This window comes from Bacillus pretiosus (assembly GCF_051294775.1).
In the GTDB taxonomy this organism is placed as follows: domain Bacteria; phylum Bacillota; class Bacilli; order Bacillales; family Bacillaceae_G; genus Bacillus_A; species Bacillus_A wiedmannii.
The window spans coordinates 500244-524607 of record NZ_JBPPHF010000002.1 but is presented as its reverse complement, the minus strand read 5'-3'; the positions used below and the strand labels follow the sequence as shown (position 1 = coordinate 524607).

Sequence of the window (24364 nt, the reverse complement as noted above, 5' to 3'; positions counted from 1 at the left end):
CACGCAATAAGCCCCGGGTTTCTTATTGGTGTGCGGTAATCACCTTCCCTTTATTATTCACAATAAAAATTCGAGTATAAGTGCCAACTGTTAACATGCTTGGAAACAAAAAACTCGCGTTCCTTAATGATCTAAAGTAGTAAAAACGCTCGATTTCTCTTCATATGGAAATTGTAGATTTTTTTCTGACAATATTTTATACTAAAGTGGAATGTTGGGGAGGGATTCTAAATGAATGATTTTGAACAGAACGTTCAAAGTAAACGCAATGACGCTATTGATTCAGGGGTAGGATTTATCGTCTCATTTGGTTTTTTCGCAACACTTTTCATCATTGCAACTGTTATTAAATTTATCGGTTCTTAAAGACTGCTGCTTACTGGCAGTCTTCTTTTTTATCTATCATGTGTTTCATCATATGTGATTTTGCTACGAAAGGTTCCGTGTTCCACTTTAAAAACATAGGAAATAGCGCCTTGCTTATCCGTACGCCATATTTCAATCCCCATCTTCTCCAAACGCTCTATCACTTCCTTATGAGGATGCCCATACCTATTACGCTCACCGACAGAAATAATCGCTACATCAGGCTGTACAGCGCTCAAAAAAGGCACTATAGATGACGTATTACTCCCATGATGAGCAACCTTTAAAACATCCGCCTGTAAATCTGGATACGTAGCTATTAAAAATTTCTCTCCTTCTTCTTCTAAATCACCTGTAAACAGCCACGTTGCCCCTCCTAATTTTGCCCATATTACAATTGAAGCATTATTTTCACTTCTTGCTTTTCCTGTTGGAGCTAGCACAAAAAATTCCGCTTCATTTACGCTCCAACTCTCTCCTTCCCCCACTTCACTTATTTTCACTTCCTTTTCTAATGCCTGTTTCTTTAATACTTTTTCTAATACCGCATCTTGTTCTTTTCGGCCAAATACAACTTCTTTTACGGTTATATTTGATAATAACTCTTGCGCAGCACCTATATGATCCGCATCTCCATGCGTTACAATTAATTTATCAATTGTTTTAATCCCTTCCTTTTGTAAATAAGGGATTAAAATATCATTTCCAACAGAAAATTCATGCTTTTTCCGTTGCCATTCTTCCTTATTTGCACGCATTGTGCCACCGGTATCAATGAGGTAAATCTCTTTATCGTACGGGAGGCGAATTAAAATTGCGTCTCCCTGTCCAACATCAAGAAATGTAACACTCCCACTTTCTCGAAAATACGGATATACATAATGACATGTACAAACGAAAAGAAATATACCCGAAGCTACGAACATAATTTTCTTCGACACCCGCCTTTCCCAAACCATCAATATACTAACAATACTCGCGTAATATAGAGCTACAAGAAGTATAGATGTTTGCCCGAAAACAAGGCGGATAAACGGTAAATTTTCACAATAACTTAGAAAATCATTAGAAAGATTCAAACCTATTGATAGTACATTCGCAAGTCCTTTCGCAAGAAACGGGACGATCGGTATACATACCAAAACGATAATACTACACGGCAATACAATAAGAGATAAAAACGGAACGTATAGGATATTAAGAAAAATACTATATGGAGAAAAATAACCGAAGTGATATAACAAAATCGGAGTACTAACGAGTTGTGAAATAAAAGAAATATAAATGGAATTTCGGATTACTCCATTGCTACTATCTAGTAAAAGCGGGGCTGACAAAAGCAAGGCGAAACTACCAACGAACGAAAACTGAAAGCCAATATTAAAGACAAGATACGGATCAAATATAAGCATACATATAGCTGTAACACTTAAAGCATCTAAGCTAGATAAACGAATAGAACATATGAAAGCAATCAACATCAACACTCCTGTTATAGAAGCTCTTATAACAGACGGTGATGCTCCTGCTAAAATCATATATAGAGGAATGCAAAAGATAAGACATACTGTTGCTATCTCCCTCGTCACACCACTTCTTAGCAAAATAAAATACACAATCACCATTAACAATACGATATGCGATCCTGAAATCGCCAACAAATGTACAAGACCAAATTGCTGATATTGCTCTTCAACTTCAAATGTCATTTGTTGTCTATCACCAAATACTAATGCATTCATAAAAGCACCTGATTGCTCCGGAAACATTTCTGTAACGCCCGAGATTGCTTGCTGTCTCAAAAGAAGAATCCATTGCACGAGTGACAACGATGTTTTTTGGCATTCAGAAATATATGTAGCCTCCAATATGAAATGAATATTTTGCTTATACAAATAATCACGATAATTAAAACCATGAAAGTTCCGAGCTATTGGTGGCTCTTTCCTCTCACCTTCGAATACACATGATACTCCTGCGTGTAATTGTCGCAGTTGTTTCTTTTCCAAGGCCGATTTAATTTTGTAACTTAACTGCACTATATTTTTATTCTGATCTTCAACTTGAAATGTTAGGCGATCCCCGTTAATAAGAGGTGTATTTTGTATTAGCCCCCTTGTAACTTCGTAAGACTCTCCTAGAGGCTTGTTTTGCCCTTGAATATACGTAGTGTACATAGCGCCACTAAAACACGCTAACATACAAAAAAAGAAGGTTTTACGCGAAGTACGGTATAAACAATAGAAAACATACAAAACGAGACAACAAGTCAGCAGTAAAACTGAAGTGGAAAAGGCAATTGCAATCCCTATGATAAATGAGATTGCAACATAACCCCATTGTCCATACAACTATACTCACTCCTTATAGCATCATTTTTGCTTTCGTGAATACATGCTGTAATTCTTCCATTGATAAGTTTTCTTTTTCTAAAGATGCAAATAGTTCTTTTAACTCCATATGACGCTTTTGATCCTCTAATGCTGCAATATTATATTCTAGCGGAACGTGTTTCACTGTTACATTCGCTTTTTCAAATAACTCTACGGCATATGGATGATTTTTATAATCCTGCGCATAATAAACTGCTGTAATACCACTTTGAATAATCGCCTTACAGCATTGTAAACAAGGGAAATGCGTAACATAAATTTCCGCTTCCTCCGTTTTCACACCGAATTTTGCACACTGTAATAAAGCATTCATTTCTGCGTGAATTGTACGAACACAATGATTATCAATAACGTAGCATCCATCATCTATACAATGTACGCCACCTTTAATTGAACCATTATATCCACCAGCAATAATTCGTTTATCACGAACGATTGTCGCTCCTACTGCAAGCCTTGTACATGTACTACGTAAAGATAGCAGATGGCTTTGCGTCATAAAATATTGATCCCATGAAATTCGTTCCATATTTTTCACCTACTTTTTTGTCTACTTGTAGTGTAGCGAATGAAGAAAAACTTCGTCAATCTTTTACGGAATAATAATTTGATCTTTTATTTTTTCCAATGACTTCACACCGATCCCATCAATCTCTAACAAATCTTCTATTTTCTGAAAAGGACCATGTTCTTCTCGATATTTCAAAATACTTTCTGCTTTCCGAGAACCAATGCCTGTAATTTTTTCAAGTTGTTCTTTAGAAGCCGCATTTATTTGAACTTTCCCCTCCCCCTTTGAAATAGCAGCTACCTCTTGCACTTGTTCGTTTTCATTCGGTACATAAAGGATCATTTGGTCTTGTACCATTTGTGCTAAATTCACCTTCTTCCTATCTGCCTCGGGTAAAAAACCACCTGCCTTTTCAATAGCATCCTTGACCCGGTCCCCTTCTTTCATTTCATACACCCCCTCTTTAACAACAGCCCCTTTCATATCAATTACAATTATTTTTTTCTGCTGCTTTGCATCCGATATTTTTGGTTTACTTTTCTTCTCTAGCTCTTTCGCTTGAACATCCGTTGCAATGACCGTTCGCTCTGTATGCTGGTTCGTTTTCCAAAAAAGAAGAAAAAGTACAGTTCCAATAATAGCTACTAATCCTAACCATTTCTTTGGAAAATCCCACATCATTTTACACCTCTAATCATAAATTTATAACATCATTCATATTGTTTAGGAGAAAGCTGTTACGAAGGAGGGATGAAACATTGAACATAGGAATTATAGGGACAGGGAACATGGGGAATATACTAATCGACGCATTTTTAGAAACCCGTGCTGTCAAACCTTCGTGCCTTACAATGATTAATCGAACGCCCGCCAAAGCATATCATATAAAGGAAAAACACCCTTCTGTTCATATAGCCAAAACTATCGATGAGGTAATCGAACGATCACATCTTATTTTTATTTGCGTAAAGCCGATAGATATATACCCGATCCTACAAAAATACGCTGAATATTTTTCTGATGAAAAGTGCTTAGTTTCTATCACAAGTCCAATATCTCCGTCACAATTAGAGACGCTTGTACCTTGCCACATTGCACGTATCATTCCGAGCATTACAAACCGCGCCCTGTCTGGCGCATCACTATTTACATTTGGAAGTAAATGCTCTGAAGAGTGGCAACAAAAGCTATTTCGCCTATTCAAAAACATTTCTACTCCTCTTATGATAGAAGAAGATATAACGCGCGTTTCATCTGATATAGCAAGCTGCGGCCCTGCATTCTTTAGTTATTTATTACAATGTTTCATTAACGCTGCTGTAGATAAAACAAATATTACACATGAAGAAGCCACTACTTTAGTAAGTGAAATGGTCGTTGGAATGGGGAAACTACTTGAAAAAGAGATTTTCACATTGCCTACTTTACAAGAAAAAGTATGTGTTAAAGGCGGCGTTACAGGAGAAGGCATTCGTGTTTTAGAAGAACATGTTGGGGATATGTTTCATAAATTAATTGAGCGGACACACGAGAAATTTGATGAAGATTTAAAATGCGTCGATCAGCAATTCAATAAACACACATAATAAATACGTCATCGTCATTCCAAATCCTTTTTATAAATACTTACTTTTTTACATTACATTTTTACTTAAACTAGTATTTTCACACTTCACGTATATCATCTTCTTATTATGCTAGAACTAAAATTACAACTTCTTTACAAAACAAAAGCAACCTTCTCGGTTGCTTTTGTTTTACCCGTTTTTCTTCGCCATGAAGAAAATACGCTCTGTTTGTTCTGTAACTTCAAGTCGCTCAAAGTCACCAGTGACGCGAAGCACGGTAAAACCAGCTTCTTCAAGCCATTTCGTTAACTCTTCGACCCGATATGCACGTTGCACGTGACATTCGTCAAAACGATGGTACACATCTTCTTCTGGGTCTTGAACAAAGAATGTTAAATCATGTTCTACACTATTTGATTCTTCACCAGGGAAGCAATTCCAAATAAGAGATATTTCTTCTCCATTCACTGTGTATGTTTCATTTTGAAATACATGATGTATTTTATATAAAGAATGTACATCAAATAAAAATAAACCATCTTGACGTAAATGGTGAAACACTCTTCGAAATGTTTCTTGCACTCCATCTTCTTGCAATACATAGTTTAATGAATCACAAAAGATCGTTACACAGTCAAACTCACCTGGAACGTCAAGCTCTCGCATGTCTTGTTGGTAAAAAGGAATAAAGTATCCTTCTCCGCCTAGTTTTTGCTGAGCGACCGTTAACATCTCTTCTGAAAGATCGACACCGATTAAATCGTAACCCTTTTGTACAAGCGGAAGTGTTACATTACCAGTACCGCATGCTACATCAAGAATCTTCGCCTCTTTCATATCCGCTTGCTGTAAACTCTCCTCTGTAAATTCCACCCATTTATCATAAGGAACATCATTCATTAGTTCGTCGTACAACAATGCAAATTGTTCGTATTTCATTGGTCTAGCTCGTCTGTAATATCCTCACGTGGCACATCGCCCCAAAGACGCTCTAAATTATAGTGATTACGCTCATCTTTATGGAATACATGAGCAACTACATCTCCAAGGTCAACTAGTACCCAGCGTGCTTCGTCAAAACCTTCCATACGTTGTACGTCGATTTGGAACTCATGTGCTTTTGATTTAATTTCACGCGCAATTGCTTGCACTTGCTTATCTGAGTTACCGTGACAAATAATGAAATAATCTGCAATTGGTGAAATACCTTGCATATTTAGGACAACCATATCTTCTGCTCTCTTATCATCAGCTGCTTTTGCTGCTAATACTAATAACTCTTTATCTTTCATTTACTAATTTCCTCCTTGATAACTGCGTTGTATGTTTGGAATGTTAATGGATAAATCGTTTGATTTTTTTCCATTAAAAATTGAATTGTTCGCTTTAACGCAAATAATAAAGCTTGATTTATATCCGTATATGCGAGTTTACGAGCTTCCTCCACCCCTGGAAACTTTCGCCCAGGCTCAATGTAATCAGCTACATAAATTACTTTATCTAACATCGTCATTTTCTCATGACCACTTGTATGATATGTAATAGCTTGCAGGATTTCAGGATCCGTAATGCCTACTTCTTTTTCTACTAAGTATGCCCCAACAGGTGCATGCCATAACTCTTTGTTATAACAAAGTAAATCTTTCGGCAAATCTTCACTTTTAATAATCTCTTCCATCTCAGAAATCGCTCTACACTTCGCATAATCATGGAATATAGCTGCAACTTCAGCCTTTTTTTCATCCACACCGTATAACTTAGCAAGTTCAATTGCTGTCTCCATTACACCTATTGTGTGTATATAACGTTTTTCATGCATTTGTTGTTTGACAATATGAAGTGCTTTCTCACGATTCATACAACCCATTCCTCTCGATATACACCTGTACTTTTTCAGGAAGTAAATATTTACATGTTCGCTTCTCTTTATATCTCTCACGCAATAAAGATGAAGAAACTGCAAACTCCGGAATTTCCACAGTGGTGATAGGATAAGGCGTACGCAATGTATAACCAGGTCTTGCAACCCCAACAAACGTCACAAGATCGAGTAACGCTTCAATGTTATACCACTTCGGTAAATACTCAACCATATCTCCACCAATAATAAAGTGAAACTGCACATCCGGATACTTCTTCGTCAATTGTAACATAGTGTCATACGTATACGATGGGCCCTTCCTGCTTAGCTCTTCTAAACAAATAGAAAAATGTTCCTCTGCCTCAGTCGCAAACTCTAACATTTGTAATCGATTTTCTACACTTGTAATATTCCGCCCTTGTTTATGCGGTGGAATTTGGTTCGGTAAGAACCATACTTCTTCTAAATTCAAAGCGTGATATACTTCATTTGCAATTAGCAAATGCCCATAATGTGGCGGATCAAATGTACCGCCAATGATGCCAATTTTTCTCAAAAGAAACGCCCCTTCCTTTTACCTACAGTAACTCTCTTCATTCCTATCCGAAGAGAGTTCACTGTTAATAAAAGTTCAATTGGTTTCGCTCTCTACATCATTACGCACTAACGATAAAAAATAGCATATGCTATTCTTTTGATCGCGGAAGTTTAATTTGTTTATTTTCTCTAGATTCTTTGTATAAAACGATTGTACTTCCAATTACTTGAACGATTTCAGCACGTGCGCCTTTTGCAAGTTCTTCTGCAACTTCACGACGATCGAATTCACAGTTTTGTAGCACACTTACTTTAAATAGTTCACGAACTTCTAAAGTATCTGCGATTTGTTTAATCATATTTTCATTTACTCCGCCTTTTCCTACTTGAAAAATTGGTGTTAAATGATGTGCTTGTGCACGTAAAAATCTTTTTTGTTTTCCTGTTAACATATATGTTAGCCTCCAAGCTTTCTTATAACTAATTGTTTCATTCTATCGATATTCGGTACACGCCCTGTCCACATTTCAAATGCAAGTGCACCTTGATAAACAAACATATCAATACCATTTTGAATCATTGCACCTTGCTCTTTTGCCTCACATAAAATTTTCGTTTCAAATGGATTATAAATTATATCTGATACAATCGTCCCTTTTTTTAACGAAGAAATTTGTAATGGCGTATATTCGACGCGTGGATGCATACCTATTGTTGTCGTCTGAATGATAATATCATAATTTCCTTGTTCTTCCGTTGCTTTTTCTAGCGATAAAGCAACAGAATTAACAGTAGCTGTACATGCAGCAATAAGTTCTTTCGCCTTATCTACTGTACGATTAGCTACATCAATCTCTTTCACACCTACATCAGCAAGAGAAAAATAAATAGCTCGACTAGCACCACCTGCGCCAAGCAATAAAATACGTTTCTCCTGAAGTGGTTCACTACTAATTGACTGCAGCGCTCGGACAAAACCAATTCCATCTGTATTGTAGCCAATCAATTTTCCATCCTTATGAACCACTGTATTTACTGCACCAATTTGTTTTGCTAGCGGGTCAATCTCATCCAAATAATCCATAATAGCAACTTTGTGCGGCGTTGTTACATTAAATCCTGAAATACCTAATGCTTTTAAACCTCTTACTGCTTCCCCTAGCACTTCCTCTTTAACAAGAAATGCATGATAATGGGCATCCATATTCAAGTGTTCAAATGCATCGTTATGCATAACAGGCGATAATGAATGTCCAATTGGATTTCCGATTACACCATATAATTGTTTCATAAATCCCTCTCCATATTAAATTAAAGATTTACGTAGCGAAACACTTACTCCTTTTGGTACGTGTGCAACAATTTTTGCTCCCGGTTCGTTCACAGTAACCCATCCTAATCCAGAGAATACAACATCCGTTTTTGGTTCACGAATATTAAATTCGTATTTCACTAGATCTGGCATATTTTCTAATTCTTCTGGTGTTGGCGGGCTTAGTAAATCCCCAGCATGATTTTTATACAATTCATCTGCTTTCTCAAGCTTTGTACGATGGATTGTTAAACGATTCGAGAAGTGACAAGTAAATGCACGACGACCACCACTTACATAATCAAAACGTGCCAATCCACTGAAGAATAATGTTTGTTCTTCATTTAATTGGAACACCATTGGCTTAATTTCTTTTGTTGGTGTAATAAGTTTTAAGCTTTCTTTTCCAACATAATGAGCCATTTGATGGTGGTTAATAATACCTGGCGTATCATATAAAGAAGATTCTTCGTCTAACGGAATATCAATTAAATCAAGTGTTGTTCCTGGGAAATGAGATGTTGTAATTACATTTTCAGTCTCATCACTAAATTCTTTAATCATACGATTAATAAATGTTGATTTTCCTACATTCGTACATCCAACAACGTAAACATCTTTTCCGCCGCGGTAATACTCAATAGCATCTGCCAACTCAGCAATCCCTTGCCCTTTCGCTGCACTAATTAAAAAGACATCTTCTGGCTTTAATCCTAGCTGCTTTGCACTATAGCGCATCCAATGCTTTACTTTATCATGTTTTACTGACTTAGGAATTAAATCAGTTTTATTTCCAACAAGTAATACTTTATTATTTCCCACGAAACGATGTAAACCAGGTAACCAGCTACCATTAAAATCAAAAATATCTACAATCTTAACTACTAATGCATCTGATTTTCCAATTCCGTTTAGAATACGTAGGAAGTCATCATCTGTTAATGATACATCTTGAATTTCGTTGTAATGCTTCAAGCGAAAACAGCGTTGACAAATTACTTGTTCTTTCTCTAAAGATGAGGTAGGAGCATATCCCACTTCGTTTTTATCTTCTGTTTGAATTTCTACACCGCAACCAATACATTTAATTGTTTCAGTCAAACTTTATTCCTCCCAGTTAATTAAACCTTTTTTCTTCATATTTCTCATAATTCTTCGTTCAATTTTTCGATTAAAGCGCGTTACTAATCCGTCCGTTTGTGCTACCGGTACAACTAAAATTGTATGAAGTCCCACTCGGTTTCCACCTAAAACATCCGTTAGTAACTGATCTCCAATTACTACAACTTCATCTGGTTGCAGGTGCATCTCTTGTATCGCACGCTTAAACGCGCGAACAAATGGTTTACGCGCACTATGAATAAATGGAATACCTAATGGATCAGCAAAGTCTTTCACACGTTGCTCATTATTATTTGAAACGACCGTTACTTGAATACCTTGCTCTTTCATTTTCAAAAACCATTCTTCAAGTTGTGGCGTTGCATTTGGACGATCCCATTCAATTAACGTGTTATCTAAATCAGTAATGACACCTTTAATTCCACGTTTTTTCAAATCTTCTGGTTGAACATGATATACATTTTTCACATATTCATTTGGTAAAAATAGCTTCAATTTCTTTCACCTCTTTGAGGAGTTTTCATAAAAATTTTTCGACAACATATTTCGATATATGACCTGTGGATAAAATTGTACACATTTTCCACATTAATTTTTCAGCTAATTTGGAATTTACTAACAATCTATACACATTTTATCCACCTAGGTATGTGGATAACCACTCGTTTGTGACTGTCATATTTTTTTGGTACATTAAATGCAACAACGAATCAATCCTTAAATTATTAGGAGGTGACTCACCTTGAAAACAAAATATATGGAACAGTTGTCTACTGAGTTACTCACAGAGTCTTATTATAAAGCAAAAGAACTAAAATTAAATCCCGACTTCATTTTACTTATAAAACAAGAAATGATTAGACGCTCATTAGAGGACAAGCTTGTCAAATCGTCTTGATTACATATAAAGTGAAATTTTAATGAGCTAACTTGTAAAAAGAGCCATCCTGCGATGGCTCTCGAATAAACAAGTACTCCCATCTAGGGAATTTCATCATTAAGCATCTTTGTCCATAACTCTTGCTTACAGTTATAAAATGTTTTCTTTACTTATGAGCCGAACGAGTAGCAATTTTTTCACCAAGACGAAGCTCTTGTCCACTCTTCAATTCCTGCACTACTTCTATCATATCTTTTTCAAACAATAACACAACTGTTGAGCCAAATGTAAAGTATGCCATTTCTTCACCTTTTTGAACAGTGTCTCTTTCATGCAACAGCTCAATACTATTAACAAACATAGCTCCTACTTTGACAAGTGCCATATGTTCACCGTCACTATTTACTTCTGTAACAGAGCGATAATTTTTTGACAATGGCTCTTTCCCATATTCCATACCAGCTGCATTTACCGGATATGACTTTCTACCAAGTACAAACCTTTCAGTCACAGAACCAGAAAGCGGACTATGAATACGATGATAATGACTTGGGCTTAAATAAATAACCATGTATGTACCACCTGCATATCGCTTTGCACGTTCTTCATTACCTAGCATATCCACGATTGAATAACGCTTACCTTTAATATCAAATGTTTTTGTGTCCTCAATAGGACCGTGAGCAGCAAAAACACCATCAACAGGACTAACGATACTCGATGCATCTGTATCAACACTACGCTTTCCTTCTTTTAGCTTACGCGTAAATAATTCATGCAATGTTCTATATTCCTTCAAACCCTTTTCCATCTCATCTTGGTTAATTTGAAAAACTTTCGCATACGATGGAATAATGATAGAGCTCAAACGAGATTGTGCAAATTTACGTAATATATAAGAAGTAAAACGACCATTTGTAAGTTCGATCATAAGTCGATATAATGTACGTCGCAAATTGCGAAACCTCCTAATCAGTCTATAACTTTAGCTTCCCCTTCTTTTCCTTCTATATCATATGTAAAATTGGTTCTTATTCCCACATATCATATAGAACTGTTTCATTATACATGCGGAAAACTAAGTATGGTATTATTCTTAAATTGTTTAGCACCCTCTAATATTACAGATAGAATCCGTCATTTTCAACAGTGAACATAGATTTCTTCTGAACACAACTCTTTTTCTTTCCTTATTTACAAAAAGAAAAGCAGCCCATTTTAAAATATGGCTGCTTGCAATGTACATTATTCTTTCGCTTTTTTCTCTTTCTCAGCTCTTACAAATTCATGGAACATTTTCATTAAAGCGCGCTTTTCAATTCTTGATACGTAGCTTCTGGAAATACCAAGTGCCTTCGCAATCTCTCGTTGCGTTTTCTCCTTATCAAGCCCCAGTCCAAAACGCTTCACGATTACTTCTTTCTCTCGTTCGTCTAAAATATCGATATACTCTTTAATCTTTTCTAACTCCATACTAAGCTGAATCATATCAATTACATCTTCAGACTCTGATTTTAATATATCGATAAGCGATATTTCATTCCCCTCTTTATCTTGCCCGATTGGATCATGAAGTGAAACGTCTTTTTTCGTTTTTTTCAGTACACGTAAATGCATTAAAATTTCATTTTCAATACAGCGTGCTGCATACGTCGCAAGTTTTGTGCCTTTTCCTGCCGAATAGCTCTCGATCGCTTTAATGAGCCCAATTGTACCAATTGAAATTAAATCTTCTGCATCTTCCCCTGTGTTTTCAAATTTTTTAACGATATGAGCTACAAGCCGTAAATTATGTTCAATTAACAGATTTCTCGCTTGAGCATCACCTTGCTCCATTAACTCTAAGTACTTTCTCTCATCGTCTGATGATAACGGCTGCGGAAACGCATTATTCTTCACATAAGAAACAAAGACAAACACTTCTCGAACCATATATCCAATTGCGGCGAATAGACTCAAACCTTTCACCTCCGCCAAAATAGTGGTCTTTACTATGTGTATGTGGGCGTGAGGTTGTTTGTGTCTGTACTAAGCAAATATGGAACCCTTAACTTATTGGAGAACTAAATGAACCCTATCGCTTGGATTATATTTTCATTATATTATAATTTACAAAGTGCAAAAAATTAGAAAGAGGTGTTTTCATGCCATACTCAACTGTAAAAATCAGAAACTCTATCGTACTCATTTTATCACTCTTCCTACTTTCAGCCTGCGAACAACAAAATACAAATACACAAACTGATAACAACAAAAAGGAAACTGTGACAACAAAAGATAATACAAACACCGAAAACAAGAACAAACCCGAAGAACAGGAAAAAGCTAAAAATCAAACAAAAACTAAAAACCAAGCAATGCCTGAAGATCCAGTAAAACCTGAAGAACAGACAAAAATTAAAGAAAAACAAGACAACGCTGCAAATATAAACATAACAGCAAGCAAGGCTAAAGAAATCCTCATCCGAAAATTCGGAACATTAGATAAAAATGAAGTTACATACAATCTTCTACCTAGTGAAAGCTCGGCAAAAAATAAAATTAATAATAAACTGGGTACTGATTACTATACTTTCACGCCTCAATTTGATAATTATCGTGCTGATTTCACCTTTTTCTGTTCATAAACAAACAGGAGAAATTATTGTTAATGGGAGTGACGGTAGCACATTAACTGAATCAGAATTTAAAAATACACAAGAAAATCAACAAGTTAATAAACAAACTGGGAAACAATCGAATGAACCAATAAACAAACCCGCCGATATTACTACATTCACAAGTGAGGATGCCATAAAAATCTTAGAAAAAACGATGGGACCTCAAACAGCTCAACTACACTATGGCGCCACAACTGAACCTATCGGAATAATCAACGGAATTAAACTATACGATGTTTTCTATGCACATGGAGAGGGCGAGCGCCAACGCGTTTACAACTTTGCAGTAGGTTCGGATGGAAATATATATGATTGGTATGAAGCTCAAAAAGGCGTACTTAAAATCCACTAATATCTCTTATTCATATAACTAAAAGCCAATCGAGATTCTCGATTGGCTTTTCATAAAACTATTCACTCCAAATCTTTTCCCCCGTATGCGCATCAATATAACGAATTTCTCGACTACAATCGAAGGATTCTTTATAATTTTCATCCGTCGTTTGTTTATACAGTAGTTCGTAGTTCGTTTCCTCTACGTCATTTTCTAAAAACCATTCTAAATTAACTCGCATGGCCCCTCTGTATATTGCTAACGCTTTTTCCTTTTTTACTTTTGGTGTTGTTTCGTATGTAAGCAATTCTTTTATAAGGTTGCTAGACTCTCCGGAATAATGCACCACAGCCCCATTTCCCGCATTGATATTAACCATAAATTGCTTATACTCTGCCGGAATGCCATTCACATATACGGAAAAGGTAAATCTTTCAATCCCATCTTCTGCTTCTTCACGTTCTTCCCAAAGACGTAGATATTGTGTGACATCTGGAATAACTTGTTCCAAAAATTGAAGTGCTTTTTGTAAACATTCCTCTCTAGGAAATATTTGCTTTACTTCTTTATCGTCTGTCAGTTTTATAAAACCAGTTAATTCATTGGTAGATTTATCAACCGTAATGCCAATTAAATTATTATATTTTAACATCGGTAAATGCTTTTTAAAGAATTCATTCATTAAATATGGATTCTTTTCTTCTTTCTGTTTTTGCAATTCCTCTTTCGGAACAAATTTCATTCTTATTTCATCATCATTTTCCGTCTCAGCTACTTTTGTAAAATTTTCTTTATTCCATTCAAACAAATCGAATATATCGTCTGGCCGGCTACCTTTTTTCGGTTTTTCAACAGCTACAGTTGAAGGCAATTTATAATGATCGGGCCCAAATAAATCTTTACCTGTACTTGCATTAATAAACGCATGACTAGGTTCTGGTTCATATACAAGATGGTACCCGGTTCCTTCTTCTCCACTTTCATATTTACATGAAGAGAATGTCAAATCTACAAATACAAGTCTCATATCTTGTCTAGCTTTTAAATTCTCTAAAACGATGTTCTTCTCAACAATTTCATTTGGCCATAGCGGTTTTTCTTGTATAGCTTTTTGTCCATTATAACGAAAATGCACAACATTACCTGAAGGATGAACTCGCACAACACACCCTGTATTCGGCAATGGAGAGCCATTTACTTCTTGCATATAATTTACTTCTTTCCGACCACGCCTGTCGTCCTTAACCGTTACATATATATAAAATTCATATCCTTCTTTTGTATATTTTTTTAAGAATGCATTTGCAATCTCTCTTGCTTTATTCTCTCCTATCGCTTCCTTACCACTCGAACTCGAAAAATATTTTTTATCATCTATACTAAATTCGATTAAATTACCAGTATGTCTATTCAGCGTAATTTGTATCGTTCTCTCCTCATCCTCTTTATGTTCCCACCATAATAGATGATATGGGTCATCCACACCTTCTTGATCATCTACGACAAGCCTATAATCATCTGGAATATCAATCATATGAGCCACTTGCTCTTTTCTTTCTTTATCTTTTTGATTCATCATACCTCTCCTTCATTACAATTTAAGGTAATTATAACAAATAAAACTAAATGACTATAAACAAAAAAGACTAGAGATATCTCTAGTCTTCTACTTCGTCTCACGATGTAGCGTTACTCGCTTTAATCGTGGACAATATTTTTTTAGTTCGATGCGCTCTGGATTGTTTCGTTTACTTTTTTTAGAAATATAATTACGATCACCGCACTCTGTACAAGCCAATGTAATATTTACACGCATATGTAATTCTCCTTTCTTTCAAAGACCGCAAACTAAAACGTAATGATTACGATTTATATGTTATATAAGTTTATTCTATTTGTCAATTACAAAAAAAAGACAAAAATCTGAAACAATTAGTTCATACGAAATTCACACGAATCTATTACTATAAGAATTGTACATAGTGAATTTATTAACAATCACGTTTATTCATATAGAATCTTACTCGAAAGGAGTTGAAAGTATGAAAACTAAATATCGTTTTATGATCTCCTCATTTGCTGCTTGCGCTTATATGCTTTGGTATTTAGTATAATAACAACCTCACTTGTAAATAGGAAAAGGTGTGTATATAAATGGAATATAATCAATCAACAGTTAACTACTGGAAAGCTTTTGTACTACCATATACATTTGCTTTAGAAGAGTTAAAAACTAAATTTGAAATTATGAACCGGGAAGCTCAATTTTTAGAGGATTACAACCCGTTTGAACATATAAAAACAAGATTAAAACAACCTGAAAGTATTATTAAAAAACTTGAACGTAAAAATTTATTACCGACAGTTGAGAATGCGCAAACACATTTACAAGATATCATCGGCATTCGTATTACATGTTGCTTCGTAGAAGATATTTATCATTTAAAAGAAGTCATTCAAAAGCGTGAGGATATGGAAATCATAGAAGTAAAAGATTATATCGCTAATCCAAAGGGAAATGGATATAAAAGTTTACACATGATCATTAAGTATCCTTTATCACTGAATTCTGGTACAAAAGATGTATTTGCAGAAATCCAGTTACGTACACTTGCTATGGACTTTTGGGCAAGTTTAGAACATAAACTTTATTATAAATATGAGGGGAAAATACCTGAGTATTTAAAAGATGAACTACATGATGCAGCAATGAAAGCTGAAGATCTTGATAATAAAATGGCAACAATTCGCCAAGATATTGATGATATCGAAGCATGTTCAAATCAAATTCTATTACCACTTTAAAAAGGTTCTCTCCAATGAGAACCTTTTTTATTTCGCTATTTACGGGCAGTAAGACTCCCTGATTAAAGTTTCACTTTATTTCTTCCCTATCGTGCGAACCTCTTCAATTTTCCAGCCATCTTCTTCTTTTCCAAGCGCATACTGTACATTTTTCTGAAGAGTGACCTCCCCATCTATTTCCTTTTCCTTTGTTTCAACTACAACATACCCTGCTTTACTAGCTTTCATGTCTATATGTTCCAATTCAATTTTCTTATTTCCCTTTTGAAAAGCGGCTTCTTTTTGTGTTTTTAAGTCTTCAGCACTAGGCAGCTTCTTTGAGAATAACTCCATATGTTCAGCAAGATTTTTTTCATTTGTCGTCCGTACAAATTTCTCCATAACATCTTGAATCGATTTTTCTTCTTCTTTCGTTATTTGTACCTTCTCCTCAATTTTTTTAGTAGTAGATTTTTGTTCTATATAATTCTCCTTGGATTGACATCCAACTAGCAATAATACACCTATTAGAAGGGATCCTATCCCTCTGAAAAAAGTCCTCATCTTTCCCATCTCCTAAAAAGAAAAGTGAGGCATTTCGCCTCACTTTTCTTGATAATTAGCGTCTTCCTTTATTCGGATCGCCACCGCCAACAATATCAAAGACACGTTTAGCGATATTTGTATTCTCCTGAACGCCAGAGAACAAGTATTTACCAGGGCCAAATGCATATACGTTTACATCTTCCCCCGTATGTCCACCTGTTGTCCATCCTGTAACCGAACGCTTATTGAAAATATCCTCAATCGCATTATCAATCTTTGTTACATCTTTTGAAGGAGCAATATCATTTACCGCTTTAATTTCTTCTGGTGTTAATTGTAAATCAATATATTTTTTTAATGTCTCTTCTACATTTGCACCTTTTGCAATCTCATTTGCCATGAAGTCTGGTGTGCGTTTTGCAGCTTTAATTGGATCTACTTTAAAGTTATACTCACCATTCGCACCTAAAGATAATCCGCCAGTAGCGTGGTCTGCCGTTGCAACGACTAACGTATTTTTATCTTTTTTCGCAAACTCAATCGCTGCTTTAAATGCTTTTTCAAAGTCTTCCATTTCACTCATTGCACCTACGATATCATTATCGTGTCCAGCCCAGTCGATTTGACTTCCTTCAACCATTAAGAAGAAACCATTTTTATTTTTGTTCAAACGCTCAATTGCTGCATTTGTCATTTCTTCTAATGAAGGTGTCTTCTCATTACGGTCAATCATTTTATCTAAACCGCCTGGTGCAAATAAACCTAAAATTTGATCGTTTTTATCATTTAATAATTGATCTCGATCTGTTACGTAGCTATAACCAGATTTCTTAAACTCTTCTGTAAGATTACGATCTTTTCTAACAAAGTTTTTTACGCCGCCGCCAAGCATAACATCTACTTTATGCTTCCCTTTAATTTTTTCATCAAAATAATCATTTGCAATTGCATCCATATTTTTACGACTAATATCATGCGCACCGAAAGCAGCTGGTGTTGCATGTGTAATTTCAGAAGTAGCAACGAGTCCCGTTGATTTCCCTTTTTCTTTCGCTTGTTCAAGAACAGTTTTCACTTCTGCTTTATCATTATCAACTGCAATTGCCGCGTTATATGTTTTAATTCCCGCTGACATAGCTGTTGCTGCTGATGCAGAGTCTGTGATATTTTCATGTTCATCTTCCGGATATGTTTTTTGTGTTCCTACAAGATGCTTATCAAACTCTGTAGATTCCATCTCGAATGTTTTTGGATTATCTTTCATATAACGATGAGCCGTCATGTATGAAGGACCCATACCATCTCCAATTAACACAATAACATTTTTAATCTTTGCATTGCTTCCGCTCTCATCTGCATTCACTTCACTAGAACGTGTAAAATTCCATGTTGCCACCGAAGTAACTGCTAACGACGCCACAACTGCAAATGGCCATGCTTTTTTCACAAAATTTTTCACTGTCTTGTCCCCCTAATTAGGTTATTCATTTCCCACTATCAAATTTAATAGAAGACTATTAAGAGAAAATTAGTTATATGTAAATTTTTTGTTAACTTATGTAAATATCAGTTATAATTTGTATAAGTTTGTCCTTTCATAGCAACCTCCTTCCCCTTTACAATTAAAATATAAACAAGTTGGATTTCATGTAACGTAAATCTCTTATTTAACATTTTCAATCTACTTTTATGAAAATTAATAGAAATGTGGGGCGTATTTATGAAAACAATAAAGCTAGATGAATCTTTTATTTTTGATTTACTCGACCTTTGTAAAGCTATTGGATGGTTACAAGATAAAGAATTTATGAAAAAACAATTCGAAATGTATCTTTCTCTCGGCACACTTATCGGTTATATGCATGAAAATAAACTGATTGCAGCTGGAGGAGTATTTCCTTTTAAAGATAGTTTTTCTACTATTGGCATGTTAATCGTCCATCCTAATTTTCAAGGCCAAGGCATCGGACGTATTTTGCTAAATTGTTGCTTAGAGCACACTCATCCAAAACAACCAATTGCACTTATTGCAACAAAAGCTGGCGAGCCTCTTTATACATCATGCGAATTTCAAACAGTAACGACGATTCATCGTTTTGAAAAACAAACTACTAAGACACATATTGCTCATACACAACAAGTAAAAGAACCAGATCTTATATCACTTATTTTTCTCGATCAAATTACAACTGGAGCTAATCGTTCCTTACTTTACTCATCGCTATTACCAAGAGCCATACACTCTTTTAAAATTGAGAGAAATAACTGTATAGAAGCTTTTTCCTTATGTATACAAAAAGGTAATATATTATGCGTCACTCCACTTATCGCAAAACAAGAGAAGGATGCTATTCAATTATTCAAGAGAATCTGTGAACGTTGGAATGGCACAGTAAGGATTGATGTCCCACATTCACAATTTTCATTTCGTAAATTTCTTCAAACAGAAAATTTCCAAGAAACGCTCCTTTCACCTCTTATGATGAAAAATGGTAGCCAACTTCCTGGAAATCGTAATATGCTATTTGCTATGATAGACACAGCGTTATGTTAGAAAGGGGACACCTAATTGAAGCGATTTAGCTATTTTATGGTAGGTTGTCTTACTCTTACACTATTAGTAGGATGTAGTGCAGCAGAAAAGCCAGTAGAGCAAGTAAAACAAGTGAAAAATACACTTACAGCGAAACTAGCTACCGAGGAAAAAATGGTAGAAATAGATGGTCAAACCATTTACTTTAAAAAGATTGGTAATGAAAAACCACCTTTACTTATGATCCATGGATTTGGAGGATCGTCAGATGGTTTTCAAAAGATTTACTCAGACTTAGCAAAAGATCATACAATTATTTCTGTAGATGCTTTAGGATTCGGGCGCTCATCTAAGCCAATGGATTTTTACTATTCTTTCCCAACCCATGCAAATTTGTATTATAAATTAATGAAAAAACTAGGTTATGATTCGTTTGCAATACTAGGACACTCAATGGGCGGAGAAATTTCTCTTAATTTAACCTATTTATATCCTGAAGCCGTTACCCACCTTATTTTAACTGATGCTACAGGCGGTCCTCATACATTCGTTAATAAACAAGGTTCACCAAAACCACAGTTGTCGACTGATTTAAATACTGTTTCTACTATTGCAGATTATGATGAAAACAAAGTTAAATCCAAGCGTAATGATGAAGAGCATTACAATAAAATGAAATTATGGCCTAGACGTCTTCAAATCAATGCAAATGAAATTAAACAACCAACCTTAATTATATGGGGAAGAAATGATAGTAGCGTTTCTTGGAAAGAAGGAGAAACGTATCATCAATTCTTAAAAAATAGTACTTTCCATATTATCGAAAAAGGTTATCATGCACCATTTCGTCAAGAGCCACAAGAATTTGTAGGTTATGTAAAAGAATTCTTTAAGAACAATAAAGTTGAAAAATAACATAAGCGGGTATCTCATTTTGAGATACCCGCTTTCATATATTAAGCAGCTTGCTTTTGGCGCTTTTGAGTTTTTGATCCTAATACTTTCGGAATAACGAAACCATCTATTCCAAATTTACCAGCATTCATACCTGAGACTAGAACGAACATTGATAGAATAACCATTTCAGGATTTACACCAATTGACCCACTAAGCATATAGGAAAAGTTCATTACAAGACCGAAAAAGACCGCTGTTTTTGTTAAACAGCCTACAATTAAACCAATTCCGACTAAAATTTCTCCCCACGTTACAAGTGTATTAAATAGATCAACGTTTGGAATTGCGAAATCTTGTAAAAATGATGCCCACCAAGATTGAACAGCCGGTTGTGCTCCTTTAGATTTTTCAATTGCACCTTGTAAATAACCAGTTGCATCGAACCCTTTTCCTTGTAGTTTACCGATTCCAGCCATTAACCATGTATAACCAAGATACACTCGAATTACTGCCAACACAAAAGAAACTGCTTTGTTTTCTCTTAAAAATTGAATAACCATATCTTCCTCCTAAAGTTGTAATTAAGTTAGTTACAGATAATATAATATCATTAGTTACTTATTTTTAAAATGTTAATCATGAATAATTTGTGACATACATAAAAAACATTAAATACTAATATATAGTAACTTCTATTACCTGTAAAAACTTGAACATATCATACCATAGGTGATAATCATTTTCATTGAAGAAAATGTAAAAAAAATGTGAGTTAAGTGTGAAACGTATTTATTCAAATATAGAATAAATGCGTTTTCACTATTTATAGAATTGAAATGTACGTGTCTCCTCATCGATTAATTTCGCCTCTTGAAAAGCATCTTCTAACGTTTTTTCATGGCTAATAAGCCCATAAAATAAGCGTATTGTAAACATAAGTGCTGCATTCCCATCTACATAATCTATCGATCCAATATACGATTTCGCCCCACTATGTAAGAAAGATTCTGCTAGTTTTCGCTCCCCTAACGTACACCCGCTATTTACAATATGTGTATTATGCAATTTTGCATATTTATAAATTTCTGCTGCACCAAAGTATCCCCTCGGTTCATCTTGTTCATATATATCTTCACCTAACTCTTCCATGACAAACTTTCCTTCCTCACCATGAAAGCAAAAAATAACATAATTGATATCATTATATAAACCCTTTCCAGAAAGAATATTAATGAACTCTCTCGGTCTACCAATCCAGTATGTTACAACTTTTGCCCCAAAATATTCAAGCGATGCTCGGATTGATTGCGCCTCTAAATCCGAATTAAAACCAACTACTAATGCAACATTCAACATACACCCTCCATCCTATAATTAGATCTCATCAATCAGACTTTTAAAAGATACATCCATTTCATATATACCTGTTTCTTGCAAAAAATCAGATCTAGTTAAAACGACTTTTTGTACATATTGCCTATACGCTGTAATTGTCCCGTCGTGAGATACAATGCAAATTCTTTCAGCGCCTAGCTCATAGCACCAAAGAAGAAATTCATCTACTATTTGCTGAAAACGATTCTCTGAAATAGTATTTATACCTTCCGTCCATAACTGCTTATTTGTACTTTTCTCTATCGAAAAATGTGGAAATAAATCTGTTATCATTCCCTGATCTACTATGTCATCACATGGTAATGTTTTCGCTCCTTCTCGATAAGGAAAAATACGTGGGGATACATATGGATGGACGATTTTTTGACAAGCTACTTTCGCACTCCATATTGCCGCTGTTTGTAAAGTTCTACGTGTAGGACTAACAATTAATATATCCGTTTCTTGTAATGGCACATTGCATTGAAGTAATTTAGCCTGATTCTTTCCCTCATCCGTTAATGGCGGATGAAGCACTTGTAAACTTGACGGCAAATCCTTTGTATGTTCACCTTCTCCGTGCCGAACAAAGACAAGCTTCATATCCAGCCTCCTCTCTCTATGAAATCCTCTTACATATTTCTTCCCTATCTCATTCTTTATTCCTGCTATATGAAAAACTGGTATGTAAAAAACATTTGACACAATTAATTGAAAAACATTACAATTATAATATGTAAAATACTTTTTACAAGAGAGAGGTGAATCACAAATATGAAATGGATTATCGCCTTTATCGGAATGATCATATGGGGATACATAAATGGATTTTTTAATAGTGATAAAACTGCTAATCCTTGGATTACAGATGATGAACGTGAAACAAAAATTAAACAGAAAGCAATTATTGCAAGCTGGTCTGGTGTTTTCATGTTTTGTATCATTAACCTCTTAAACAAATGGTTAGGTTTAGGAACGAGTAATACATCACCTTACTTACCATCTTCTGTCGCAACTATTTTAAAAGAAAATGTAGAGTTACAAATTTTATCTATGCTATTTATTACGTATGGCATATTTTACGTATACTATCGAAGAAAATTAAGCGCTTAACTTTTATCTCATGATTATCCTCCTAAATGGTTATAGTAATTAGGACGAAATGAAAGGAGCGATATAAAAATGAGTAACTCGAATGACTTTTTAGATACACTACATGAAAAACAAGCAAAAGATGAACAAAATAGAAAGCGTCAGGGGAACGGAAACCCCGCGAAAAAAAAGCCAAATAAAACACATAAATAACAATAAAAAACGTGCCTAAAATTATCTTTTAGGCACGTTTTTTTATTCTTCTTTCACCGAGATAACATTTCCCCAATTCCATCTCTCATAATACCATTCTGGTACATCTATATTTTCAATCCACTTCTTTTCCTGTTTCCCATCACTACTGGAAAGCCATACATTGGCTTTCTTACGGTCTGAGCGTATCCATATTAATTGATTGTTCTTCTTCATAAAGATGGGATGATAGTCACCTTGCTTATGAGGTGGCTTTGTGATTTGCTGTTGTTTATCGCTTGTACTATCGATCTCATATAAGGATGGCAGTGGCCTTTTTTCTGGCGGAGTTTCTATCCCTGCCTCTTTTGCTCGTGAAACGATCATTACTTTATCGTTCTTCCATGCAAAATCCCAATCGACATATCCTTTCGGCGTAAAGGTGTTCTGCTGAAGTGCCGGCAGCTCTTTTACTTTTAAATGTTTATTCTCAAACGCAACTCTTCCACTTCCTTCAATATAAGCTAAAATATTCTTGGATGGCGCCCATTTGAACCATTGTGTGTTTAATAACATTTGATCTACTTTTTCAAATCGACCGCCATCTGCTCGAACTAAGCAAAGCGTATTACTATCAGCTGACCATGAAGCTGTCGGTACCGCTAAAAATGAAATCCACCTTTGATCTGGCGACCACTCAAACCCACTTGCAACTAGTGCTAAAAAATCATCATGTTCATTTGGTAATGCATACAAATGCTTCATTTTATGAGGATCCATATGTGCATCTTTTTGCACTTCATATAGCTGAGCTCCTGTCCATCCTGTTGGAAGTAAGTGTGCCTCAGAAGATACAAGAAACTTCTTTCCATCAGGATACCATGCATAATCACCTACACCAGCCGATACATTTTCAAAATCTGTATTCTTATTTTTGACATCAAACGTATTTAATGTATTCATAAATACAAATGCAATTATATTCTCTTTCGGTGACCATTGATAATTCGATACTTCAGATTGCAATGGCCTAACTTTCTTTCCATCTTCCAGTTGGTACAACTCCAAGGTGTTTTGCTTCTTTCCTTTAGCATAGGCAAGCCATTCTCCATCATGGGACCATTTTGGCCCTGTTATGTACTCACCTTTTGTTATTTGTTTTTCTTTCCCATCAATTTTAATCCAAAGGTCATGATGACGAATAAAAGCAACCTTCACCCCATTATGTTCCGCACTAGTACTAAAAATTGAAGATAAAAAAATAAACAAAACCACACTACTACTCACGATAATTTTTTTCATACGTCCCTCCATTTTTCTTATAGCATTCCTCATATTCCGCTTACTATATGCTAATTTCGCTCCATATTAATTGCACAATTGTTGTGGATTTATACTCAGT

The 24364-nt window shown here is 35.2% G+C and carries 31 protein-coding genes; 10 read left to right on the top strand and 21 right to left on the bottom strand.

Translation table 11 applies throughout. From position 1 onward, the window contains the following. Positions 1-231: 231 nt before the first annotated feature. Positions 232-366 carry a YqzM family protein gene (locus ACSG5Z_RS10905; RefSeq protein WP_000997609.1) on the top strand — a complete coding sequence of 45 codons (135 nt, stop codon included), beginning with the start codon at positions 232-234 and terminating at the stop codon, positions 364-366. Positions 367-395: 29 nt separating this feature from the next. Here ACSG5Z_RS10905 and ACSG5Z_RS10900 read toward each other — a convergent pair whose 3' ends face one another. From ACSG5Z_RS10900 to ACSG5Z_RS10890, 3 genes are all read right to left on the bottom strand, one after another. Beyond that, the gene (locus tag ACSG5Z_RS10900) at positions 396-2717 is read right to left on the bottom strand and encodes a DNA internalization-related competence protein ComEC/Rec2 (protein ID WP_435711444.1); all 2322 of its coding nucleotides are present in this window, start codon (positions 2715-2717) and stop codon (positions 396-398) included. A 13-nt stretch (positions 2718-2730) separates the two neighbouring features. Then, the gene (locus ACSG5Z_RS10895; protein ID WP_000439786.1) at positions 2731-3288 is read right to left on the bottom strand and encodes a ComE operon protein 2; all 558 of its coding nucleotides are present in this window, start codon (positions 3286-3288) and stop codon (positions 2731-2733) included. A 63-nt stretch (positions 3289-3351) separates the two neighbouring features. Further along, positions 3352-3951, bottom strand: a complete 600-nt coding sequence (locus tag ACSG5Z_RS10890; RefSeq protein WP_060488256.1) for a helix-hairpin-helix domain-containing protein — start codon at positions 3949-3951, stop codon at positions 3352-3354. Positions 3952-4028: 77 nt separating this feature from the next. On the opposite strand from ACSG5Z_RS10890, the gene comER reads away from it, so the two are divergent. After that, complete coding sequence (gene comER / locus ACSG5Z_RS10885) at positions 4029-4856, top strand: late competence protein ComER (protein WP_087985265.1); 828 nt, start codon at positions 4029-4031, stop codon at positions 4854-4856. 171 nt (positions 4857-5027) lie between these two features. Here comER and ACSG5Z_RS10880 read toward each other — a convergent pair whose 3' ends face one another. From ACSG5Z_RS10880 to ACSG5Z_RS10845, 8 genes are all read right to left on the bottom strand, one after another. Beyond that, positions 5028-5777: a methyltransferase domain-containing protein gene (locus tag ACSG5Z_RS10880; protein WP_435711443.1), complete on the bottom strand. Its 750-nt coding sequence runs from the start codon at positions 5775-5777 to the stop codon at positions 5028-5030. Next, positions 5774-6130, bottom strand: coding sequence for a ribosome silencing factor (gene rsfS, locus ACSG5Z_RS10875; RefSeq protein WP_000653210.1), 357 nt, complete (start codon positions 6128-6130; stop codon positions 5774-5776). Before rsfS ends, ACSG5Z_RS10880 begins: the two co-directional genes overlap by 4 nt. Further along, a complete protein-coding gene (yqeK, locus tag ACSG5Z_RS10870; RefSeq protein WP_001078363.1) occupies positions 6127-6696 on the bottom strand; it encodes a bis(5'-nucleosyl)-tetraphosphatase (symmetrical) YqeK in 570 nt (189 codons plus the stop codon). Before yqeK ends, rsfS begins: the two co-directional genes overlap by 4 nt. Beyond that, positions 6686-7255 (bottom strand): nicotinate-nucleotide adenylyltransferase, encoded by a 570-nt coding sequence (nadD, locus tag ACSG5Z_RS10865; RefSeq protein WP_060488253.1) that lies wholly within the window; start codon positions 7253-7255, stop codon positions 6686-6688. The genes yqeK and nadD overlap by 11 nt, the downstream gene beginning before the upstream one ends. 130 nt (positions 7256-7385) lie before the next feature. Continuing rightward, entirely contained in the window at positions 7386-7688 is a 303-nt protein-coding gene (gene yhbY / locus ACSG5Z_RS10860) for a ribosome assembly RNA-binding protein YhbY (RefSeq protein WP_000955225.1), read from the bottom strand. Between the two features lie 5 nt (positions 7689-7693). After that, positions 7694-8527 carry a shikimate dehydrogenase gene (gene aroE / locus ACSG5Z_RS10855; protein ID WP_087985266.1) on the bottom strand — a complete coding sequence of 278 codons (834 nt, stop codon included), beginning with the start codon at positions 8525-8527 and terminating at the stop codon, positions 7694-7696. A 15-nt stretch (positions 8528-8542) separates the two neighbouring features. After that, a complete protein-coding gene (yqeH, locus tag ACSG5Z_RS10850; protein ID WP_087985267.1) occupies positions 8543-9649 on the bottom strand; it encodes a ribosome biogenesis GTPase YqeH in 1107 nt (368 codons plus the stop codon). Positions 9650-9652: 3 nt separating this feature from the next. After that, entirely contained in the window at positions 9653-10165 is a 513-nt protein-coding gene (locus ACSG5Z_RS10845; protein ID WP_000765308.1) for a YqeG family HAD IIIA-type phosphatase, read from the bottom strand. A 247-nt stretch (positions 10166-10412) separates the two neighbouring features. Between ACSG5Z_RS10845 and ACSG5Z_RS10840 the strand changes: the two genes are divergently transcribed. Continuing rightward, positions 10413-10568 (top strand): sporulation histidine kinase inhibitor Sda, encoded by a 156-nt coding sequence (locus ACSG5Z_RS10840; RefSeq protein ID WP_000853283.1) that lies wholly within the window; start codon positions 10413-10415, stop codon positions 10566-10568. 148 nt (positions 10569-10716) lie between these two features. On the opposite strand, the gene ACSG5Z_RS10835 is transcribed toward ACSG5Z_RS10840, so the two are convergent. After that, complete coding sequence (locus ACSG5Z_RS10835; RefSeq protein WP_097889597.1) at positions 10717-11505, bottom strand: phosphatidylserine decarboxylase; 789 nt, start codon at positions 11503-11505, stop codon at positions 10717-10719. Positions 11506-11795: 290 nt separating this feature from the next. Next, the gene (gene sigK, locus ACSG5Z_RS10830; protein WP_000051382.1) at positions 11796-12509 is read right to left on the bottom strand and encodes an RNA polymerase sporulation sigma factor SigK; all 714 of its coding nucleotides are present in this window, start codon (positions 12507-12509) and stop codon (positions 11796-11798) included. 185 nt (positions 12510-12694) lie between these two features. On the opposite strand from sigK, the gene ACSG5Z_RS10825 reads away from it, so the two are divergent. Further along, complete coding sequence (locus tag ACSG5Z_RS10825; RefSeq protein ID WP_242016029.1) at positions 12695-13177, top strand: hypothetical protein; 483 nt, start codon at positions 12695-12697, stop codon at positions 13175-13177. Then, a complete protein-coding gene (locus tag ACSG5Z_RS10820; RefSeq protein ID WP_242016030.1) occupies positions 13149-13562 on the top strand; it encodes a hypothetical protein in 414 nt (137 codons plus the stop codon). The genes ACSG5Z_RS10825 and ACSG5Z_RS10820 overlap by 29 nt, the downstream gene beginning before the upstream one ends. Before the next feature lie 58 nt (positions 13563-13620). Here ACSG5Z_RS10820 and ACSG5Z_RS10815 read toward each other — a convergent pair whose 3' ends face one another. Further along, positions 13621-15120, bottom strand: coding sequence for a YcdB/YcdC domain-containing protein (locus tag ACSG5Z_RS10815; protein ID WP_435711442.1), 1500 nt, complete (start codon positions 15118-15120; stop codon positions 13621-13623). Positions 15121-15210: 90 nt separating this feature from the next. Beyond that, positions 15211-15360 carry a 50S ribosomal protein L33 gene (gene rpmG, locus ACSG5Z_RS10810; RefSeq protein ID WP_327958391.1) on the bottom strand — a complete coding sequence of 50 codons (150 nt, stop codon included), beginning with the start codon at positions 15358-15360 and terminating at the stop codon, positions 15211-15213. A 338-nt stretch (positions 15361-15698) separates the two neighbouring features. Here rpmG and ACSG5Z_RS10805 point away from each other — a divergent pair, with 338 nt between their 5' ends. Further along, a complete protein-coding gene (locus ACSG5Z_RS10805) occupies positions 15699-16349 on the top strand; it encodes a GTP pyrophosphokinase (RefSeq protein ID WP_000456212.1) in 651 nt (216 codons plus the stop codon). A gap of 75 nt (positions 16350-16424) precedes the next feature. Here ACSG5Z_RS10805 and ACSG5Z_RS10800 read toward each other — a convergent pair whose 3' ends face one another. Then, positions 16425-16892, bottom strand: a complete 468-nt coding sequence (locus tag ACSG5Z_RS10800) for a hypothetical protein (protein WP_435711441.1) — start codon at positions 16890-16892, stop codon at positions 16425-16427. Positions 16893-16947: 55 nt separating this feature from the next. After that, positions 16948-18333, bottom strand: a complete 1386-nt coding sequence (locus ACSG5Z_RS10795) for an alkaline phosphatase (RefSeq protein ID WP_435711440.1) — start codon at positions 18331-18333, stop codon at positions 16948-16950. 261 nt (positions 18334-18594) lie between these two features. Between ACSG5Z_RS10795 and ACSG5Z_RS10790 the strand changes: the two genes are divergently transcribed. Further along, complete coding sequence (locus ACSG5Z_RS10790) at positions 18595-19428, top strand: GNAT family N-acetyltransferase (RefSeq protein WP_435711439.1); 834 nt, start codon at positions 18595-18597, stop codon at positions 19426-19428. Positions 19429-19443: 15 nt separating this feature from the next. Next, on the top strand, positions 19444-20322 hold the full coding sequence (locus ACSG5Z_RS10785) for an alpha/beta fold hydrolase (RefSeq protein WP_088064441.1): 879 nt from the start codon (positions 19444-19446) through the stop codon (positions 20320-20322). 41 nt (positions 20323-20363) lie between these two features. Here ACSG5Z_RS10785 and ACSG5Z_RS10780 read toward each other — a convergent pair whose 3' ends face one another. The 3 genes from ACSG5Z_RS10780 to ACSG5Z_RS10770 form a co-directional block, all read right to left on the bottom strand. Next, positions 20364-20864, bottom strand: a complete 501-nt coding sequence (locus ACSG5Z_RS10780) for a DoxX family protein (RefSeq protein ID WP_000236605.1) — start codon at positions 20862-20864, stop codon at positions 20364-20366. 259 nt (positions 20865-21123) lie between these two features. After that, complete coding sequence (locus tag ACSG5Z_RS10775; protein ID WP_088064443.1) at positions 21124-21660, bottom strand: delta-aminolevulinic acid dehydratase; 537 nt, start codon at positions 21658-21660, stop codon at positions 21124-21126. An 18-nt stretch (positions 21661-21678) separates the two neighbouring features. Continuing rightward, positions 21679-22281 carry a histidine phosphatase family protein gene (locus tag ACSG5Z_RS10770; RefSeq protein ID WP_435711438.1) on the bottom strand — a complete coding sequence of 201 codons (603 nt, stop codon included), beginning with the start codon at positions 22279-22281 and terminating at the stop codon, positions 21679-21681. A 171-nt stretch (positions 22282-22452) separates the two neighbouring features. On the opposite strand from ACSG5Z_RS10770, the gene ACSG5Z_RS10765 reads away from it, so the two are divergent. Continuing rightward, entirely contained in the window at positions 22453-22791 is a 339-nt protein-coding gene (locus ACSG5Z_RS10765) for a phosphoglycerate mutase (protein ID WP_435711437.1), read from the top strand. A 69-nt stretch (positions 22792-22860) separates the two neighbouring features. After that, positions 22861-22983 (top strand): DUF4023 domain-containing protein, encoded by a 123-nt coding sequence (locus ACSG5Z_RS10760; protein WP_000071861.1) that lies wholly within the window; start codon positions 22861-22863, stop codon positions 22981-22983. Positions 22984-23025: 42 nt separating this feature from the next. On the opposite strand, the gene ACSG5Z_RS10755 is transcribed toward ACSG5Z_RS10760, so the two are convergent. After that, entirely contained in the window at positions 23026-24264 is a 1239-nt protein-coding gene (locus tag ACSG5Z_RS10755) for a TolB family protein (protein ID WP_435711436.1), read from the bottom strand. Positions 24265-24364: the final 100 nt, after the last annotated feature.

Excerpts from the sequence above, each read along its gene's own strand:
- ACSG5Z_RS10905 (WP_000997609.1), top strand. The coding sequence starts at position 232 with ATGAATGATTTTGAACAGAACGTTCAAAGTAAACGCAATGACGCTATT.
- ACSG5Z_RS10895 (WP_000439786.1), bottom strand. The coding sequence starts at position 3,288 with ATGGAACGAATTTCATGGGATCAATATTTTATGACGCAAAGCCATCTG.
- ACSG5Z_RS10890 (WP_060488256.1), bottom strand. The coding sequence starts at position 3,951 with ATGATGTGGGATTTTCCAAAGAAATGGTTAGGATTAGTAGCTATTATT.
- ACSG5Z_RS10880 (WP_435711443.1), bottom strand. The coding sequence starts at position 5,777 with ATGAAATACGAACAATTTGCATTGTTGTACGACGAACTAATGAATGAT.
- rsfS (WP_000653210.1), bottom strand. The coding sequence starts at position 6,130 with ATGAAAGATAAAGAGTTATTAGTATTAGCAGCAAAAGCAGCTGATGAT.
- yqeK (WP_001078363.1), bottom strand. The coding sequence starts at position 6,696 with ATGAATCGTGAGAAAGCACTTCATATTGTCAAACAACAAATGCATGAA.
- yhbY (WP_000955225.1), bottom strand. The coding sequence starts at position 7,688 with ATGTTAACAGGAAAACAAAAAAGATTTTTACGTGCACAAGCACATCAT.
- aroE (WP_087985266.1), bottom strand. The coding sequence starts at position 8,527 with ATGAAACAATTATATGGTGTAATCGGAAATCCAATTGGACATTCATTA.
- ACSG5Z_RS10825 (WP_242016029.1), top strand. The coding sequence starts at position 12,695 with ATGCCATACTCAACTGTAAAAATCAGAAACTCTATCGTACTCATTTTA.
- ACSG5Z_RS10815 (WP_435711442.1), bottom strand. The coding sequence starts at position 15,120 with ATGAATCAAAAAGATAAAGAAAGAAAAGAGCAAGTGGCTCATATGATT.
- rpmG (WP_327958391.1), bottom strand. The coding sequence starts at position 15,360 with ATGCGTGTAAATATTACATTGGCTTGTACAGAGTGCGGTGATCGTAAT.
- ACSG5Z_RS10805 (WP_000456212.1), top strand. The coding sequence starts at position 15,699 with ATGGAATATAATCAATCAACAGTTAACTACTGGAAAGCTTTTGTACTA.
- ACSG5Z_RS10800 (WP_435711441.1), bottom strand. The coding sequence starts at position 16,892 with ATGAGGACTTTTTTCAGAGGGATAGGATCCCTTCTAATAGGTGTATTA.
- ACSG5Z_RS10790 (WP_435711439.1), top strand. The coding sequence starts at position 18,595 with ATGAAAACAATAAAGCTAGATGAATCTTTTATTTTTGATTTACTCGAC.
- ACSG5Z_RS10780 (WP_000236605.1), bottom strand. The coding sequence starts at position 20,864 with ATGGTTATTCAATTTTTAAGAGAAAACAAAGCAGTTTCTTTTGTGTTG.
- ACSG5Z_RS10775 (WP_088064443.1), bottom strand. The coding sequence starts at position 21,660 with ATGTTGAATGTTGCATTAGTAGTTGGTTTTAATTCGGATTTAGAGGCG.
- ACSG5Z_RS10770 (WP_435711438.1), bottom strand. The coding sequence starts at position 22,281 with ATGAAGCTTGTCTTTGTTCGGCACGGAGAAGGTGAACATACAAAGGAT.
- ACSG5Z_RS10765 (WP_435711437.1), top strand. The coding sequence starts at position 22,453 with ATGAAATGGATTATCGCCTTTATCGGAATGATCATATGGGGATACATA.
- ACSG5Z_RS10760 (WP_000071861.1), top strand. The coding sequence starts at position 22,861 with ATGAGTAACTCGAATGACTTTTTAGATACACTACATGAAAAACAAGCA.
- ACSG5Z_RS10755 (WP_435711436.1), bottom strand. The coding sequence starts at position 24,264 with ATGAAAAAAATTATCGTGAGTAGTAGTGTGGTTTTGTTTATTTTTTTA.